This is a genomic window from Chryseobacterium sp. JM1 (assembly GCF_000737715.1).
Lineage (GTDB): Bacteria > Bacteroidota > Bacteroidia > Flavobacteriales > Weeksellaceae > Chryseobacterium.
Map to the genome: position 1 here is coordinate 25,849 of NZ_JPRN01000018.1, position 15,527 is coordinate 41,375.

Here is a 15,527-nt window from a genome sequence, read left to right on the forward strand (position 1 = left end):
TTTACTATAACAAATCTGTTGAATGACGGATTTTGTGAAACAATAAAGAAAGCCGCCCTCAGGGGCGGCTTTCATCGTAAAAAAAAGTAAAAATCAATCCAGTTTTCCGCCTAATGCTTTAAAAAGCAAGACATTATTCCTGGTATTCTGATGCTGAAACTGGAGAAGATCCAGCTCAGCGGTCAGTTTGCTTTTCTGAGAATTGATCAGTTCAAAATAATTGGCATATCCCGTTAAATACAGATCATTGGAAACTTCCACACCACGGTCCAGGAAACCTACCTCTTCAGATTTCAGCTGGAGCATCCTTTCATAGATCTTCGTTTGTTTCAGAATAGACTGAAGTTCATTAAATGCTGTGGTAATGCTCTTCTGGTAATTGAGGAAAGCAATCTCCTGCTCTTTTCCCGCGACCTTAAAATCATGTTTCAACTGTCCTTTATTAAAAACAGGCACCATTAATCCTCCCAACAGCTGCCCCGCCAGAGAACTGGGTCTGAAGAAATTTCCGGCAGAAAAAGAATTCAGCCCGAAACTGGCTCCAAGATCGATCTTTGGATAAAATGCAGCTCTTGCCGCCTTTGCATCAGCCTGTGAGGCCTCCAGTACATAATAATTCGCGGCGACATCCGGCCTTGAATGAATCACAGATTCTACATTAATGGATTTATTTAAAACATCCATATTAGTAGGCATCAGTAAATTCCCGCGTTTGACTCCGCCGCCGTAACTACCTGTCAATGTTGTGATAGCCTGTTCCACTGTTACAATTTCCACTTTTATATGTTCAATTTCAGCCAGCCAGTTATTATTCTGTGCTTTAAACTGCTGAACAGCCAACTCTGTTGCTTTTCCAACTTCTCTTTGAGCCAGTACAATTTCGAAAGCTCTCTGCTGAAGATTATAGTTTTTCTGATAAATCGCCAGCCGGTTGTCCAGTGCAACCAGCTGATAATAGAGGTTAGCAATATCCGTAAACAGCTCTACCTGCAGCAGCAGAAGTCCTTCCGTAGATGCCAGGTATTTTTTCTGAGCCGCCAGTTTTTTATTCTTGAGCTTTCCCCAAGCATCTATTTCCCAGCTGCTTCTTGCTCCCAGCCAGTAATTCGGGGTGAAATCACGATTAATCTTCTGATCTTCTGTAATGTTGGGCGAAAGATTCGTATCATAATTTCCCACACCTTCCATCGTATATTTCCCATATCGGTCACCTGAAGCCGAAGCTCCAATTTCAAGAGAGGGCAGCAAATCCATCTTTGAACGCTGCAGAAAACTATTGGCAATTTCAACCCGCTGCTGCGCAATCTGAAAATCAGGATTAGCTTTTACCACCTTCTCAAAAAGATCCAGCAGATATGGATCTGTAAAATAGGCTTTGAGATTAATCTGCTGAAAACGGTCTGCATCTGAAGCGTTTTCAGTTTTTATCACTTCATCCGGAAGTGTCTGCGCTTTTTTCAGTTCAGTCACTTTTGGAACGGTGCATGATACTAAGCTCAATACCGCCATTCCATACCCTATATTTCTAAGATTTGATCTCTTCATTTTTCTTTTTATTTTCAAGTTTTGCAAAGAATATATACAGTCCCGGAATCACTACCAGTCCGAAAACAGTACCGATAAGCATTCCCCCTGCAGCTGCAGTCCCAATAGAACGGTTTCCTATCGCTCCGGCTCCTGAAGCTATACACAGCGGAATAAGTCCCGCTATAAAAGCAAAGGAGGTCATCAGGATAGGACGGAGACGTTGTCTTGCCCCTTCTATCGCTGCCGGAACAATATCATACCCCTGTTTGTTTCTGGCGACGGCAAATTCTACAATAAGGATCGCATTTTTCGCTAAAAGCCCGATCAGCATGACGAGGGCTACCTGTGCATAGATATTGTTATCAAGTCCGGTAAGCACTAGGGCTATATAGGAACCGAAAATTCCGGTCGGAAGACTCAGCAGTACAGGCATCGGAAGAAGGAAACTTTCATACTGTGCCGCCAATAAAAGGTACACAAACAAAAGACAGATCATAAAAATATAGACCGTTTGATTTCCTGATAAAATCTCTTCCCTGGTCATCCCGGACCATTCTATATCAAAACCTCTCGGAAGCGTTTCTTTCGCTACACGTTCCACTGCTGCAATGGCATCCCCCGAACTGTAGCCGTCCGCCGGTTCTCCGTTGATCATTGCAGACATATACATATTATACCTCGTTAAAACTTCAGGTCCGTATACTTTTTCAATGGTAATAAAGGTTGAGAAGGGAACCATTTCGCCTTTGTCATTCTTTAAATACAGATTCAGAATACTTTCGGGAGTATCTCTGTGTTCCGGATCTGCCTGTACCATTACTTTATACATCTGGCTGAAACGGATAAAATTAGTGGCGTAATAAGATCCTAACATCGTTTGAAGTGTAGACATCGCATTATCTACGGAGATTCCTTTTTTCGCTGCCATATCATAATCCATATGGATCATATACTGCGGGAAAGTAGCATCGAAGCTGGTAAAACTGTTCTGAAGCTCAGGAGATTCATTCAGTTTTTTGACGAAATCTTTTGTGATCTTATCTGTATTTTCAATTGATCCGCCTGTTCTGTCAAGGAGACGAAGCTCAAAGCCGCTGGTATTACCAAATCCGGGAACGGTAGGCGGAGCAAAGATTTCAATCTGTGCATCGGCAATGCTTTTTGTCTTATCGGAAAGTTCGGCAATCAGATCATTGACAGACAGATCTCTTTCTTTCCAGTCTTTAAGGTTAATCATCGCCATTCCGTAAGAAGAGCCCGCAATTTCTGTTACAATGCTGTATCCGGCAAGGGTGGTTACATTTTCTACTCCTTTTATTTTCTTCGCAATGACAGTCACCTCATCCAGTACTTTTTCTGTTCTTTCCACCGTAGCTCCCTGTGGTGTAGTAACACTTACGTATACCATTCCCTGATCTTCCATCGGGATAAATCCGGTTGGTAAGAATCTGCTGGTGACGACAGTTAATACAATAAACAGAAACAGAATTCCAAAAATGACTACCGTTCTTGTTGCAAATTTTGACAAAATCCCTACATAACTTTCAGTCAGCCTTTCAAAACCTTTGTTGAAGCTCTGGAAAAACCGGTCGACAATGGTTTTCTTTTTGTCATGATGATGTGGCTTTAAAATAATTGCGCAAAGGGCCGGAGTCAGCGTCAGTGCATTCACTCCCGAGATGACAATACTTATCGCCAATGTCAATGAGAACTGGCGGTAAAACACACCTACGGGGCCTTCCAGAAAGGCTACCGGAATAAATACAGCCGACATCACAATGGTAATTGCTACAACGGCTCCTGCTATTTCTTTGGTAGCACTAATGGTCGCTTCAAGCGGTTTCATACCCTCCTCCATTTTTACATGGACGGCCTCGACGACGACAATCGCGTTATCCACGACAATTCCAATGGCGAGAACCAAAGCAAACAGGGTTAAAAGATTCACTGAGAAATCCAGCATATCCATAAAAGCAAATGTTCCTACCAATGCTACCGGAACAGCAAGCACAGGAATCAAAGTGGAACGCCAGTCCTGAAGGAAAATAAAAACCACAATTCCCACCAGAACAAACGCCTCGATAAGCGTCACCAATACCGCACTGATAGAGGCATCAAGGAATCTGGAAACATCATAGGCCATATTATACTCCATTCCGGGAGGAAATGATGTGACTTTTAATTCTTCCATTTTCGCCTTTACGTTTTCAATAACCTCAGAGGCATTGGAACCCGGCCGCTGCTTCATCATAATGGATGCTGAAGGTCTTCCGTCCGTTTTGGAAACCATTCCATAGTTCATGGCTCCGAATTCCACTTTAGCAATATCTTTCAGCTTCAGGATGGTTCCGTTCACATCAGATCGGATCGGAACTTCCTCATACTGTTTGGGTTCAAAGAATTTACCTTTATATTTAATTACATATTGCAGCTGGCTCGAGGTTTTTCCGGATGTCTCGCCCACTTTTCCTGGTGCCGCTGAGATATTCTGTTTCTGCAAAGAATTGATCACTTCATCTGCCGAAATACTGTACGCTGCCATTTTCTGCGGATCCAGCCATATCCTCATAGAATATTCTTTCTGCCCCATAATCTCGGCACGCCCCACTCCATCGATACGCTTCAGCTCCTGAAGAACGTTGATATCTGTAAAATTGTAGATGAACTGTTCGTCCTGGCCCGGATCTGCACTCGTGATATTGAGATACATCAGCATACTGTTCACCTCTTTTTCTGTGGTTACTCCGGCTCTGATTACTTCTTCCGGAAGTTCATCAAGGATAGTCGTTACCCTGTTCTGAACGTTTACTGCAGCCACATCGGGATCCGTTCCTACTTCGAAGAATACCTGAATTAAGGTAAGTCCGTCATTAGAGGTTACCGTAGACATATACGTCATTCCGGGAACTCCATTAATGGCACGTTCCAAAGGAAGCGCTACCGCATTGGCAGACACTTCGGCATTGGCTCCGGTGTATTTTGCCGTTACGGTTACCGAAGGCGGTACGATATCCGGAAACTGGGTGATGGGCATCTTCATTAATGCCATAATTCCCAGCAGTACAAATACAATGGAAATCACCAACGAAAGCACCTTTCGTCTTATAAACATTTCTACCATGTCAGTTGATTTAAAGATGATGAAAGGTTAATACTTCTTTTTAATTTTAATTACATCGCCATCTTTTAAAGACTGCGTTCCTTCATAGATGATTACGTCTCCTTTTTTAAGACCGCCTTCTACCACATAAGAATCTCTCAGGGTAGTTCCGATCTTAATGCCGGTCATTTTCACTTTGTTCTGCTTATCTACGACAAATACATAGGTTTTATCCTGGATAGAGAATGTGGATTTCTGAGGAATCAGAATGGCATTGGCCTGATGCTCGGAAATAATAAGTTTTCCTGAAGTTCCGTGTTTGATGAGGCGGTCAGGGTTCGGGAAAAGCACCTTATATCTGATGGAGCCGGTGGTTCTGTCTATTTCTCCTTCAGCCGTTTTCAGGGCACCGTTAAACTGATAATTGACACCGTTCGGGAGAGTAAGTTCAATTTTCTGATGGTTCCCGATCTTATCATTGGCCAAAAGTTCAAAGTACAGGTTTTCAGGAATGGAAAAATAGGCGTACACTTCATTCAGCTGGGATAAAGTCGTCAGCAGGGTTCCATTTTCAACAAGACTTCCTTCTTTGTGGGGAATCACATCGATCACACCGTCAAAAGGTGCTGTAACCCTTGTGAAACTTATCTTCTGCAGCACTGTTTTTCTTTCAGCATCGGCAAAGGCATGTTTTGCTTTGGCGGATGATAGTTTGGCTTTGACCATTTCCAGCTCGTTATTCGCAACAAATTTTTTGGTATGCAGACTCTGGATCTGTTTCAGCTCCACTTCTGCAACGCGTACGTCGGCATCGGTCTGCTTTAAAGTAGCATCAGCCTTTAAAAGTTCCATCCTGAGCTCAGCATCACTGATTTTAAAGAGGGTCTGACCGTGGTGAACAAACTGCCCTTCATTGACGTATATGTGTTCAATGATACCTCCGATCCGTGAACGGATATCGACATTTTTCTTTGCCTGAATATCGGTGACGAACTGGTTGTTGACGAGCGTATCTTTTTCTTTGATTTCAAGCACAGGAACTTCTTTGTCCTTCGCTTTATTTTTTTGGTTGTCTTTACTGCATGACACAGCGAATAATATTGCAAAAATGCAAATTATTACGTTTTTAGAATACATCTTAAAGTATTTAAGTTATGAGAATTTCGTTAAAATAAACTGGTTATCAATAACTTAAATTAATACAATTGGAGGAGATGGAGAAAAGATTTTACGCCACAGATAATAGATATGGCGATAACAGGAAGGCTGATTCTGGACGTTATTTTAGTAATGGCCGAGAAATCTGCCGGGATATAACCGTCTTTACGGACTGAGTATTTTACTATTTTTGAGGCAGCGGGCAGCGCGTGGGTGTTCATATCCGCTTCCTCGTAGAAATCGAGAATAAGAACATTTCCTACATTCGGGACACAAGGAATATTTCCCATTGATTTTTCTGCCCATTTCGAATTGAAAAGGGTAAAAACCAATATGAAATAAAAAAAGATAAGTGACCTCAGACCTGCCATGTCAATAAGAAAAACTTTGGTTTTTTAGTAAAAACGATAGTCCCGCGAAACTATGGATTTTAGACGGCTTCTAAGGTATCCTGAATGTTAAAAAAACTTAAATACTGCTTTATATCATTAAAAAATAAGGTCTTTGAAGTGTTTCAAAGACCCACATGATTTTAAAATTGCACGCAGATTAATCAGATGATGCAGATTTTTACTTTTGTACATCTGCTTTATCGGTATCATCTGCGAGAGAAAAAATTCAAACTGTTAAGATTTTGTGTTAAGCTTTTAAGAATATTAAGTTTTAGCTTCGCTTTAAGACGTACAACTAAAAAAAAATTAAATGATTTTTTCTTAACTCACCTTACAGCCTTCATTGATCTTAATGTTTAAAAAAAACATTTTAAAAATCAAAAGACTTATTTTAGATAACGAAACCTTATAGGTTTGATTGTATTTATTTTACTCCACAAGTTTCGAGCCTGAGCCGTTTCAAAGACCTTATTTCATTTTAGACTTATTTAGTATTGAACATTTTCTCCAACACGTTATAACGGTAATCGAAAATATGTTCCAGTTTCTTCTTAACAAACATCGGATGGGCTATTTCACCCAAAAATCCCATGGGAAGCTCATAATCAATGGTATCTTTCATGAGGACACCTTTTTCATTGGGAATGAATTCATGGTGGTGATGCCATAGTTTGTAGGGTCCCTTTCTCTGAAGATCTACAAAACTTTTTTGAAAATCTACTTTAAGGATTTCCGTCTGCCATTTCATCTTTATTCCGAGGATTGGTGAAACGTAGTAATCAATGAGCATTCCTTCATAAATTTCATCGTTTTCCATGGTGGTGAGCACGATAAAATTCATGTCTTTCGGGGTGATTTCGGAAAGATTATTGGCAGAGGAAAAAAACTTCCAGGCAGTTTCTATATTGCAGTTGAGCTGCTGCTCGCGGAAAAGACGGTGTTTCATAATTTTCTGTACATTATTGATAAATCCACATCAGAACCGGTTTCCCAGCTTTCTGAATCATAGGATCAATTTCTTTCATCGCATTGTTGGAAACGGTGGGACAGCCCCATCCTTCCGGAGATCCTTTTGGAAAAACTTCGTCATCACTCATCTGATCCCAGGAATGAAAAACGATATATCTTTTTAAAGCATTGCTGTTGGTTTCTTCCAGGCCATGCATCAGATATTTGATATTAATTCCCCACTCGCTGCGACCTCTTCCCTGCAGCTTATATTTTCCCAAAGCTGAAAGATGACTTCCATCTTCATTACTGAACTTCGGATTGTCTTTTGAACCATCCAAACTCCATGGATTTACACCACAACCGTGGCCTACAAGATATTTTTTAGCGACTGAATTCGTTTTAAAATCCCAGATAAAAAACCTTTTAATTCCGGAATGAAGACTCATATCAATCAGAATGCAAAAATCTGTACTGAGCTTTTTGGAAACACAAAATTTCAATGCTTCATCAGCTTTTGCTTTCATTTCAGATAAGTCGGCTTCCGGCCTTTTTTCCGTTTTAACCACGGGATTTGCTGCAATGGGACGATTTCCTTTCGATTCATTGCTGCATGACCCTATAAGATGAATGGCTAGAAGTACGGCAAAAATTTTCATCAGAAATTATTTATAATGTCTAAAGATTCCGAAATCGGAAGGCGTCCAAAGAGCAGCTTTCTGTCCGGCAGCTTTCAGAGCATCGTTTGCCCAGGTATTACAGGTATAAAGGAAGCTGTACGTGCCTTTAGCATCATAAAATGCATCGTTCACATCATATACAGCATCCGTAGGAATGACGATGAAATTCCCGTTCTGATCTCTGTCGAATTTATCTTCAACAAATTTTACCAGATTCTTATATTGATCCTTGCTGATCATAATCATTTTGCAGTCTTCCCCTTCTTTCATGGTTTTGTAGTAGGTGCAATGCATCGCTGAATCGCTTAGCCAAAATGCCGCTTTTACAGCTGTAGAAAATTTCAGATCGTCCCAGGTAGGAGTATCTAGATAAAAACCTTTATCACCCCACCCTATTCCTATATAGTTATAATCTGAACTTTTTGATTTAGTATTGGCAAACGGAACTTTTGCTCCCCAATCCTGAAGGTCGTTTTTTACAGGCATCACGATATCTGTATGCACTCCGTTGGTGTAAATATAGATCGGTATTTCTTTTGGCTGCCCGTCATCCTCACCGGAAACTTCTATAAGTGGCAGCACCAGCCCTAAAATAACGTAAAGGACCACAATTCCCAAAATAACACCTACTGTTTTCAGGACATATAATAATACAATTTTCACGCTCATGTTTTAATAAAATTTAATCTTCAATTTTCCGTAAAAGTATTTGTTTTAATCGAAAAAATGATTAAATTTAGTTACGAAATATTCACAAATATGCTTAAAAATACAAAATCACAGAAGAGATTTAAAGTAAGAGTGAAAACAGCTCCAAAAAGAGTACAGAAAAAACGTTGATTTTCGGTGGGACATGAGTCTCCTGAAGGTCAATTTTTCTTTTTAGGAAAGGTTTTCCGAAGATTCTTACTGAATTAAATCTTATCCTCCTTAAGGCGCACTGCTTAAGGGATGGCGATTTATCCTCCTGAGTTTTGGAACCGAAAAATTCCAGATAAGGATTCGTCACCAAAAATTTATCCTACAGCTTGTCCGAAGAACGTTCCAAAAATTCTATATTCCGCTTCAAACCAGCAAATTTGGTTCTCTTTACGGGAGATTTCCTAAAGATCTCAGAGAATATTTCCTGAGTAATTTCCTTCCATTCTTCTTTTTTAAAATTTTTCAGCGATTCATTAGGCGCAAATCTGCTCTGAAGATTCGGCGCAGAAAATCTGTTCCACGGGCAAACATCCTGGCAGATATCACAGCCGAACATCCAGTCTTCCATTTTGTTTTTGAAATGATCAGGAATCTCGTTTTTAAGCTCTATAGTAGCGTAAGAGATGCATCGGCTTCCATCAACGATCTTCTCCGATACAATGGCGTCTGTAGGGCACGCATCAATGCATTTTCTGCAGGTTCCGCAATGATCGGTCGTAGCATGATCGGCAGCCAGCTCCAGATCACAGATGATTTCCGCCAGAAAGTAAAACGAACCGTTCTGCTTGGTAATAAGATTGGCATTTTTTCCTACCCAGCCTATTCCAGACTTTTTAGCCCAGCTCCGCTCCAGAATGGGTGCAGAATCTACAAAAACCCGGAATCCGAACTCCCCAATCTCTTCCTGAAGTTCTGCCACCATTTCCCGCAGGATTTCTTTGACCACTTCATGATAATCTTCTGCGTAGGCATATTTTGAGATTTTATAATTCTCTAAAGCGGAAATTTTTTCTTTTGGAAAGTAATTATAGGAAAGTGAAATAACGGATTTTGAACCTTCTACAAGCAGCCTTGGATCTAATCTTTTGTCGAAATGGTTTTCCATGTACTTCATTTCGCCATGAAAATTGTTTTTAAGCCATTTTTCCAGATTGGGGGCGTCTTCTTCTAAAAAATCTGCTTTCGAAATACCGCAGCTCTGAAACCCAAAACGTTCTGCTTTGGACTTAATTAACTGGGCATGTTTTTCGGCACTGGAATTCAGAATTTTCACTTTGCAAAATTAAGATTAATTTACGAATGTTATACTTTTAAATGCTAAAGCGGATAAGCCCGAAGTTTTAAGACTTTCTTTCGAAAATTTAAGTTTTGATAGGGATCTTTTTAAGAAAAAAATTGCGTATTTTCGTTCTTATTTTTTAATCTAAAATTAAACAGTTATGTCTTTAATAGAAGTAATACAATCAGGAAATTATGAATTAATTGACGTTCGTGAGCCCATGGAGCTTGAAATGGACGGAAATATAGACGGAGCCAAGAATATTCCTCTGGGTGAAGTAGAAGACAGAAAAGAAGAAATCTTATCTATTGAAAAACCAGTGATTTTATTCTGCAGAAGTGGAAACAGAAGCGGAAAAGCATTGGAATATCTTAACGGACAAGGCCTGAAGGACGGTCATAACGGCGGAGGCTGGGCTGAACTGAAAGCTGCGTTGGAAGCAAATCAAGGAACTTTTTAAGTTCCTTTTTTTTATCTTCATTCACTATGAATCTGAAAGAAAAATTCACAGATCTCTGTCTTCCGTTTTCAAAAGACCAGGATCTTATCAACCGCTTTTGGCAGGAAATTGAAAAGAAATATTCTGAAAAAGGCAGGCATTATCATGATCTTTTTCATCTGGAAAATATGTTTCTGGAACTGGAAACGGTAAAAGAATATATTAAAGATCCTGTTGCTGTTTCATATTCTGTATTTTACCATGATATTATTTATGATGCCGCTTCAAAATCGAATGAAGAAAAAAGTGCATTGCGCGCCGTAGAAAGGCTTCAACAGCTGGGTTTAAATGCAGAGATGATTTCAAAAGTTTCATCACAGATCTTAGCTACAAAATCACATCAACTTTCTGACGATTCCGATACCAATTATCTTCTTGATGCTGATCTTTCTATCCTTGGAAAAGATCTGGAGGCTTATCTGGATTATACCCGGAAAATCCGAAAGGAATACTCCATTTATCCGGATCTACTGTATAAACCGGGAAGGAGGAAAGTGCTTAAACATTTTCTGGAGCTTGAAAGCATTTTTAAAACTAGTGATTTCGGGGAGCGGTATGAACAGAAAGCTAAACAAAATCTAACTGCAGAGCTTCAGCTTCTGTAAACCTATAAAACTTGAGGGGCAAATAAAGCTTATTTTACCACGCAAAGTACATTGTAGAAGTAACAGATTGCACGGATTTACAAAGATAATGACGTTGATTCTGATGAAGAGAATGGATACAAACCACATGATTTTAAAATTTCACGCAGATTAGTCAGATGATGCAGATTTTTACTTTTGCTCATCTGCTTGATCCGTATCATCTGCGAGAGAAAATATTAAAACAAAAAAGGGATGCAGCAAAACTGCATCCCCAACATGAAAAGCATCCATTTCAAACACAACTTTTACACATTCACTAAACCAATCTTCGATGACTTTTTTACCAATTGTCTGATGAAGTAAAAATATAAATTAACATATCACCTATACGTGATTTGAATTGTTTATTTTGTGTAATTTCAAACTGATATCCTGGCCAAAAAAAGCTATGACAGGCACTTATCAAGATTTCAACTCTAGTTAAATATTTTAAAAAATTAATTAAAATGACTTTAAAATTTAATACCAAAATCATTTTTTGAATTTTTGTTTTTCATTAAAATCTGTACAGAAAAGAATACATTTATTCTATAACTAAAGATCATACTGCCGAAAAAATGGGCGAAATTGTATTTATAATATGTAGGTTTTATACAAATTTTTAAACCCATCCAAAATATGTACACATTAAAACATAAAAAAAGCACCCTGATCATCAGGATGCATTTATATAAATCGAATTTTGTCATCAGCTGTAGTGCTTTATAAAATCCGTGACTTTATTGAGAACCCAATCAGGAACTTCTTTGTGAGGCGTATGCCCAATTCCGGGAATGATATATTTTTCTGCGGTTCCGCTTACCTGAGAAACTGTTTTCTCCACCTGATCCAAAGTTCCGTATTCATCAGCTTCTCCCTGAATGAAAAGCAAAGGACACTGAATATCCTTCAAAAGGTATTCGATATTCCAGCTTCTGTAGTCTTCGCGGGTCCAGGTTTCGGTCCAGGCTTTGAAAAGCATTTCTACTTTTTCGCCATGGTATTTCTGTAAACGTTCAGCAAGATTGGTGGTTTTGTAAGCATCCCAGGCATCGTAGACTCCTTTCAGGGTAACTTCTTCTACGAAAATATGTCCTGCTTCACAGATCACTGAATGTATCTTTTCCGGATATTTTGCAGCTGTAATCAAGGCGATAGTTCCACCGTCACTGTGACCAAACAAAATGACATTGCTAATGCTTAGTTCGGCAAGCAAATCATTAAGAAGATCAGCCTCCAGTTCCATATAATTAACGGGTCTTTCATGAGTAAGCATAGGTCCGGATTTACCATAACCCAGTCTGTCATACATTAAGATATTATAACCGGTGGCTTCAGCCAGTTTCACCGGAAAATCTCTCCAAAGTTGGGTACAGCCTAAGGAATCATGAAGAAAAACAATAACCGGTTTTCCTTCAGACGATTGGTGATATGCGGTATAAAGTTTCTGACCTCTTACTTCAATTAATCTCTCTTCCATTACATTCATTCCTCCATTACAACACCGGCACTTTCGCTGCTTCGAATTCTTTTAACAAATTAGTGAAAACGGTTTCTACCGGAAGTATATCATTGATTAATGCAGAAACCTGCCCTATTTCAAGCTCGCCATCTTCCATATCGCCTTCAAACATTCCGCGTTTTGCTCTTGCGCGACCTAACGATGCGATTAAAGCCTCTTTATCTCTTCCTGACTGGTAGATATATTCCAGTTCCCCAAAGAACCTGTTTTTGACCATCCTTACAGGTGCCAGTTCTTTTAAAGTAAGATGCGTATCTCCTTCATTAAGTTCTGTAATTTTCTTTTTCCAGTTGTCATGAGCGCTGGCCTCCAAAGTAGCTGCGAAACGTGAGCCAATCTGTACACCATCTGCTCCAAGGAGCATCGCTGCTTTCATCTGTGAACCCAAAGCAATTCCTCCGGCTGCAATCAATGGTTTGGAAATATGGTTTTTCACATTGGGAATAAGACAGAATGTAGTGGTTTCGTCTCTTCCGTTGTGTCCGCCTGCTTCAAAACCTTCTGCTACCACAGCATCTACTCCGGCTTCTTCACATTTTACGGCAAATTTGGTGGAAGATACCACGTGTGCTACTTTTATTCCTTCTTTCTGAAGGGTTTCTGTATAGGTTTTCGGATTTCCGGCAGAAGTAAAAACAATCTTCACACCTTCTTCAAGAATAATCTGGATGATCTCCTCAAGATTGGGGTATAACATCGGAACATTCACTCCGAAAGGCTTATCTGTAGCCAGTTTACACTTCTGAATATTTTCTCTTAAGATGTCCGGGTACATACTTCCTGCCCCGATAATTCCCAGTCCGCCACAGTTTGAAACCGCCGAAGCCAGTTTCCAGCCTGAGTGCCAGATCATACCGGCCTGGATAATAGGGTATTGTATATTAAAAAGCTCTGTAATTCTATTTTGACTTGTCTGCATTTCGTGAAGTTTTTTTGCTGAATTGAAATCTATAAAATTGCTCATGCGTAAAAATACTAAAAACAACGGTTTTCAGCGGGTAAAAAATGGGTAAAATATTGAGAAGAGTTATGAGTTATGAGTTGTGAGTTGTGAGTGCGGCGGGGTGCGAATGTTGAAAATAAAAACAATTTCATTATCAGTTCACTTTACACCTCTAAAAATCTGTATCTCGCAACGGGTTATGGCTTCAATCGGTATGCAGTCAGTACTTCATCTATCACCGGGCTTAGGTTTAAGAATTTCCGGGCCAGTGCGCACAGATCATTCTGAATATGATCTGGTCTAAGTTCTATCCAGCCTTCCATGAGGGTCAAAGGACCGTATTGTACGCTTACGTTTTCCCAATTCTCCTGATTTTCTGCAAAACGATTTCTAAAGTCTTCTGCAAAGTTCCTGGCCGGTATTTTATAGCCTTTAAGATTTCTCAGTTTCAGCGCATGAATGTTGTAATACAGCTTTCCTTCTTTAATCGATTTTTCATTAATCCAAACCGAAAAAAAGATCCGGCCCGGGGCATCCATCGGAGATTCGGGAGTACTGGACCACTCGGGTTTGTATATCTTTAATGCAACGGATTCAAGAATGGTGTCTACAGACAATCGAAGGTCTGAATTTATAAACTCTTTTCCGGAAAGGGTATCGACAGCTTCCTGAAATTTATGTCCGTAAAAAGATTCATCCATTGCTTCAAAGTTTATGATTTAAATATATCATTTTTTCAGAAAGAGCATAAAAAAAACCTTCAGAAATTCTGAAGGTTTAGTATTTATTTTTTGATCGATTCTTTTTTCCAGTTGGCTTTGAATTTACAGTTATCATAGCGTCCGTCGATCGATATAAAGGTTGTCGGCAACTGAGCGTTGACAAACTTTTCAATCATTTCATTACGCTTTTTGTTGAGCGCCATCTGCTTGATTCTGTTATAATCCGTTTCCAGTGTGATCTGATGAGCAGGAATCACATCTTCCTGTTTGATCATCTTTACCACTTTTCTTTTGTTGTCTTCATCCTCGAAAGCAGCAGTAATGTCTCCTTTGTTCAGACCAGCCAGTTCGTAGCTGATAGATCCCGGAATACTTTCTCTTTCAATTTTATCAGAACCGTCTGCTCCTGCAATAATTCCTGCATTGAACTTCGTTTTCTTATCGTCTGAGAATCTATAAGCAGCATCTTTAAATGTCATTTTACCTTCAAGGATAAGACCTTTGATACTGTCCATTTTTGCTTTTGCTGTTTTAATCTCTTCGTCTGTAGGCGTAGCCTTTAGAAGGATGTGTCTTGCATCATATACTTTCCCTGATTTTTTGATCAGCTGTACAATATGGTAGCCAAATTCAGATTCAATAGGATCTGAGATCTCATTTTCCTGAAGGTTTAAGGCCGCCGCTTCAAATGGCTTTACCATCTGTCCTTTATAGATGTTCTTGTACAATCCTCCGTTGGCAGCAGATCCTTCGTCTTCAGAATAGATTCTTGCCTGGCTTTCGAACGTTTCTCCACCAGCAATATCCTGCTTGATTTTCTTTAATCTTTTGATAAGATCTTCCTTGTGAGCTTCTGTAAGCTTAGGGTACATCATGATCTGTGCTAAAGAAATTTCATCCTTTACTTCCGGAAGCTGCATTTTGTACAGGTTGTAGAAGTCTGTTACCTCATTCGGTGTTACGTCTGCTTTTTCAGTAATACGCTGATATTTAGCCTGTCCGTAATATTGATCGATGTCTATCTTTTCGATAGCATTTTTCATTTCAAATCCGTTTCTGAATTTATATGCGGTAAGCATTGTTTTTTCATCCGGGAACTGAGAAAGTAACTGACGGTATTTTGCGTTGGCCTGCTCCTTAATCGCAGCAGAACGGTTTTCAATCAATGTATCTTTTTTTGCTTCGTATACAAGAAGCTTGTTGCTGATCAGGTTTTCAAGGAACTCACATTTGTCAGTTTCAGAGGCTCCCTGCTGTTTGGCATAATTCATCTGCTCATTCACATCTGATTCCAAAACAATTTCATCACCGATAACAGCAGCAATACCATCCACTAATTCTCCCGGTTTAAGCTGAGCATTCATGTTTGAAGAGAATATCATCATGAAAATCCCAAGAAGAAAAGTGATTTTTAGTTTATTTGTCATTT

General features: G+C 39.5%; 14 protein-coding genes. 2 read left to right on the forward strand and 12 right to left on the reverse strand.

Going from position 1 to position 15,527, the window contains the following annotated elements; translation table 11 throughout:
* Nucleotides 1–93: 93 nt before the first annotated feature.
* The 8 genes from IW22_RS21145 to queG form a co-directional block, all read right to left on the reverse strand.
* Nucleotides 94–1,545, reverse strand: a complete 1,452-nt coding sequence (locus tag IW22_RS21145; protein ID WP_034730974.1) for a TolC family protein — start codon at nucleotides 1,543–1,545, stop codon at nucleotides 94–96.
* Nucleotides 1,526–4,648 carry an efflux RND transporter permease subunit gene (locus IW22_RS21150; protein WP_034730854.1) on the reverse strand — a complete coding sequence of 1,041 codons (3,123 nt, stop codon included), beginning with the start codon at nucleotides 4,646–4,648 and terminating at the stop codon, nucleotides 1,526–1,528. Before IW22_RS21150 ends, IW22_RS21145 begins: the two co-directional genes overlap by 20 nt.
* A 27-nt stretch (nucleotides 4,649–4,675) precedes the next feature.
* Complete coding sequence (locus IW22_RS21155; RefSeq protein ID WP_228384086.1) at nucleotides 4,676–5,716, reverse strand: efflux RND transporter periplasmic adaptor subunit; 1,041 nt, start codon at nucleotides 5,714–5,716, stop codon at nucleotides 4,676–4,678.
* A 107-nt stretch (nucleotides 5,717–5,823) separates the two neighbouring features.
* The gene (locus tag IW22_RS21160; RefSeq protein ID WP_131401774.1) at nucleotides 5,824–6,075 is read right to left on the reverse strand and encodes a hypothetical protein; all 252 of its coding nucleotides are present in this window, start codon (nucleotides 6,073–6,075) and stop codon (nucleotides 5,824–5,826) included.
* Between the two features lie 586 nt (nucleotides 6,076–6,661).
* The gene (locus IW22_RS21165; RefSeq protein WP_034730863.1) at nucleotides 6,662–7,123 is read right to left on the reverse strand and encodes an SRPBCC family protein; all 462 of its coding nucleotides are present in this window, start codon (nucleotides 7,121–7,123) and stop codon (nucleotides 6,662–6,664) included.
* Between the two features lie 13 nt (nucleotides 7,124–7,136).
* Nucleotides 7,137–7,784: a murein L,D-transpeptidase catalytic domain-containing protein gene (locus IW22_RS21170; RefSeq protein ID WP_034730866.1), complete on the reverse strand. Its 648-nt coding sequence runs from the start codon at nucleotides 7,782–7,784 to the stop codon at nucleotides 7,137–7,139.
* Nucleotides 7,785–7,790: 6 nt separating this feature from the next.
* Nucleotides 7,791–8,468: a TIGR02117 family protein gene (locus IW22_RS21175; protein ID WP_034730977.1), complete on the reverse strand. Its 678-nt coding sequence runs from the start codon at nucleotides 8,466–8,468 to the stop codon at nucleotides 7,791–7,793.
* A gap of 358 nt (nucleotides 8,469–8,826) precedes the next feature.
* Nucleotides 8,827–9,771, reverse strand: coding sequence for a tRNA epoxyqueuosine(34) reductase QueG (queG, locus tag IW22_RS21180; RefSeq protein WP_034730981.1), 945 nt, complete (start codon nucleotides 9,769–9,771; stop codon nucleotides 8,827–8,829).
* 175 nt (nucleotides 9,772–9,946) lie between these two features.
* On the opposite strand from queG, the gene IW22_RS21185 reads away from it, so the two are divergent.
* Both IW22_RS21185 and IW22_RS21190 read left to right on the forward strand, forming a co-directional pair.
* Nucleotides 9,947–10,246: a rhodanese-like domain-containing protein gene (locus IW22_RS21185; RefSeq protein ID WP_034730870.1), complete on the forward strand. Its 300-nt coding sequence runs from the start codon at nucleotides 9,947–9,949 to the stop codon at nucleotides 10,244–10,246.
* Nucleotides 10,247–10,272: 26 nt separating this feature from the next.
* A complete protein-coding gene (locus IW22_RS21190) occupies nucleotides 10,273–10,890 on the forward strand; it encodes a hypothetical protein (protein WP_034730873.1) in 618 nt (205 codons plus the stop codon).
* 730 nt (nucleotides 10,891–11,620) lie between these two features.
* Here IW22_RS21190 and IW22_RS21205 read toward each other — a convergent pair.
* From IW22_RS21205 to IW22_RS21220, 4 genes are all read right to left on the reverse strand, one after another.
* Entirely contained in the window at nucleotides 11,621–12,391 is a 771-nt protein-coding gene (locus tag IW22_RS21205; RefSeq protein WP_051891343.1) for an alpha/beta fold hydrolase, read from the reverse strand.
* 16 nt (nucleotides 12,392–12,407) lie between these two features.
* The gene (locus IW22_RS21210) at nucleotides 12,408–13,352 is read right to left on the reverse strand and encodes an NAD(P)H-dependent flavin oxidoreductase (protein ID WP_034730988.1); all 945 of its coding nucleotides are present in this window, start codon (nucleotides 13,350–13,352) and stop codon (nucleotides 12,408–12,410) included.
* Nucleotides 13,353–13,573: 221 nt separating this feature from the next.
* Nucleotides 13,574–14,077, reverse strand: a complete 504-nt coding sequence (locus IW22_RS21215; protein WP_034730882.1) for a hypothetical protein — start codon at nucleotides 14,075–14,077, stop codon at nucleotides 13,574–13,576.
* 83 nt (nucleotides 14,078–14,160) lie between these two features.
* Nucleotides 14,161–15,525, reverse strand: a complete 1,365-nt coding sequence (locus IW22_RS21220; protein WP_034730884.1) for a peptidylprolyl isomerase — start codon at nucleotides 15,523–15,525, stop codon at nucleotides 14,161–14,163.
* Nucleotides 15,526–15,527: the final 2 nt, after the last annotated feature.

Bases quoted from the DNA above. Each gene is read 5' to 3' on its own strand.
- IW22_RS21210 (WP_034730988.1), bottom strand. From the start codon at position 13,352: ATGCAGACAAGTCAAAATAGAATTACAGAGCTTTTTAATATACAATAC.
- IW22_RS21160 (WP_131401774.1), bottom strand. From the start codon at position 6,075: ATGGGAAATATTCCTTGTGTCCCGAATGTAGGAAATGTTCTTATTCTC.
- IW22_RS21145 (WP_034730974.1), bottom strand. From the start codon at position 1,545: ATGAAGAGATCAAATCTTAGAAATATAGGGTATGGAATGGCGGTATTG.
- IW22_RS21205 (WP_051891343.1), bottom strand. From the start codon at position 12,391: ATGGAAGAGAGATTAATTGAAGTAAGAGGTCAGAAACTTTATACCGCA.
- IW22_RS21190 (WP_034730873.1), top strand. From the start codon at position 10,273: ATGAATCTGAAAGAAAAATTCACAGATCTCTGTCTTCCGTTTTCAAAA.
- IW22_RS21170 (WP_034730866.1), bottom strand. From the start codon at position 7,784: ATGAAAATTTTTGCCGTACTTCTAGCCATTCATCTTATAGGGTCATGC.
- IW22_RS21215 (WP_034730882.1), bottom strand. From the start codon at position 14,077: ATGGATGAATCTTTTTACGGACATAAATTTCAGGAAGCTGTCGATACC.
- IW22_RS21185 (WP_034730870.1), top strand. From the start codon at position 9,947: ATGTCTTTAATAGAAGTAATACAATCAGGAAATTATGAATTAATTGAC.
- IW22_RS21165 (WP_034730863.1), bottom strand. From the start codon at position 7,123: ATGAAACACCGTCTTTTCCGCGAGCAGCAGCTCAACTGCAATATAGAA.
- IW22_RS21220 (WP_034730884.1), bottom strand. From the start codon at position 15,525: ATGACAAATAAACTAAAAATCACTTTTCTTCTTGGGATTTTCATGATG.
- IW22_RS21150 (WP_034730854.1), bottom strand. From the start codon at position 4,648: ATGGTAGAAATGTTTATAAGACGAAAGGTGCTTTCGTTGGTGATTTCC.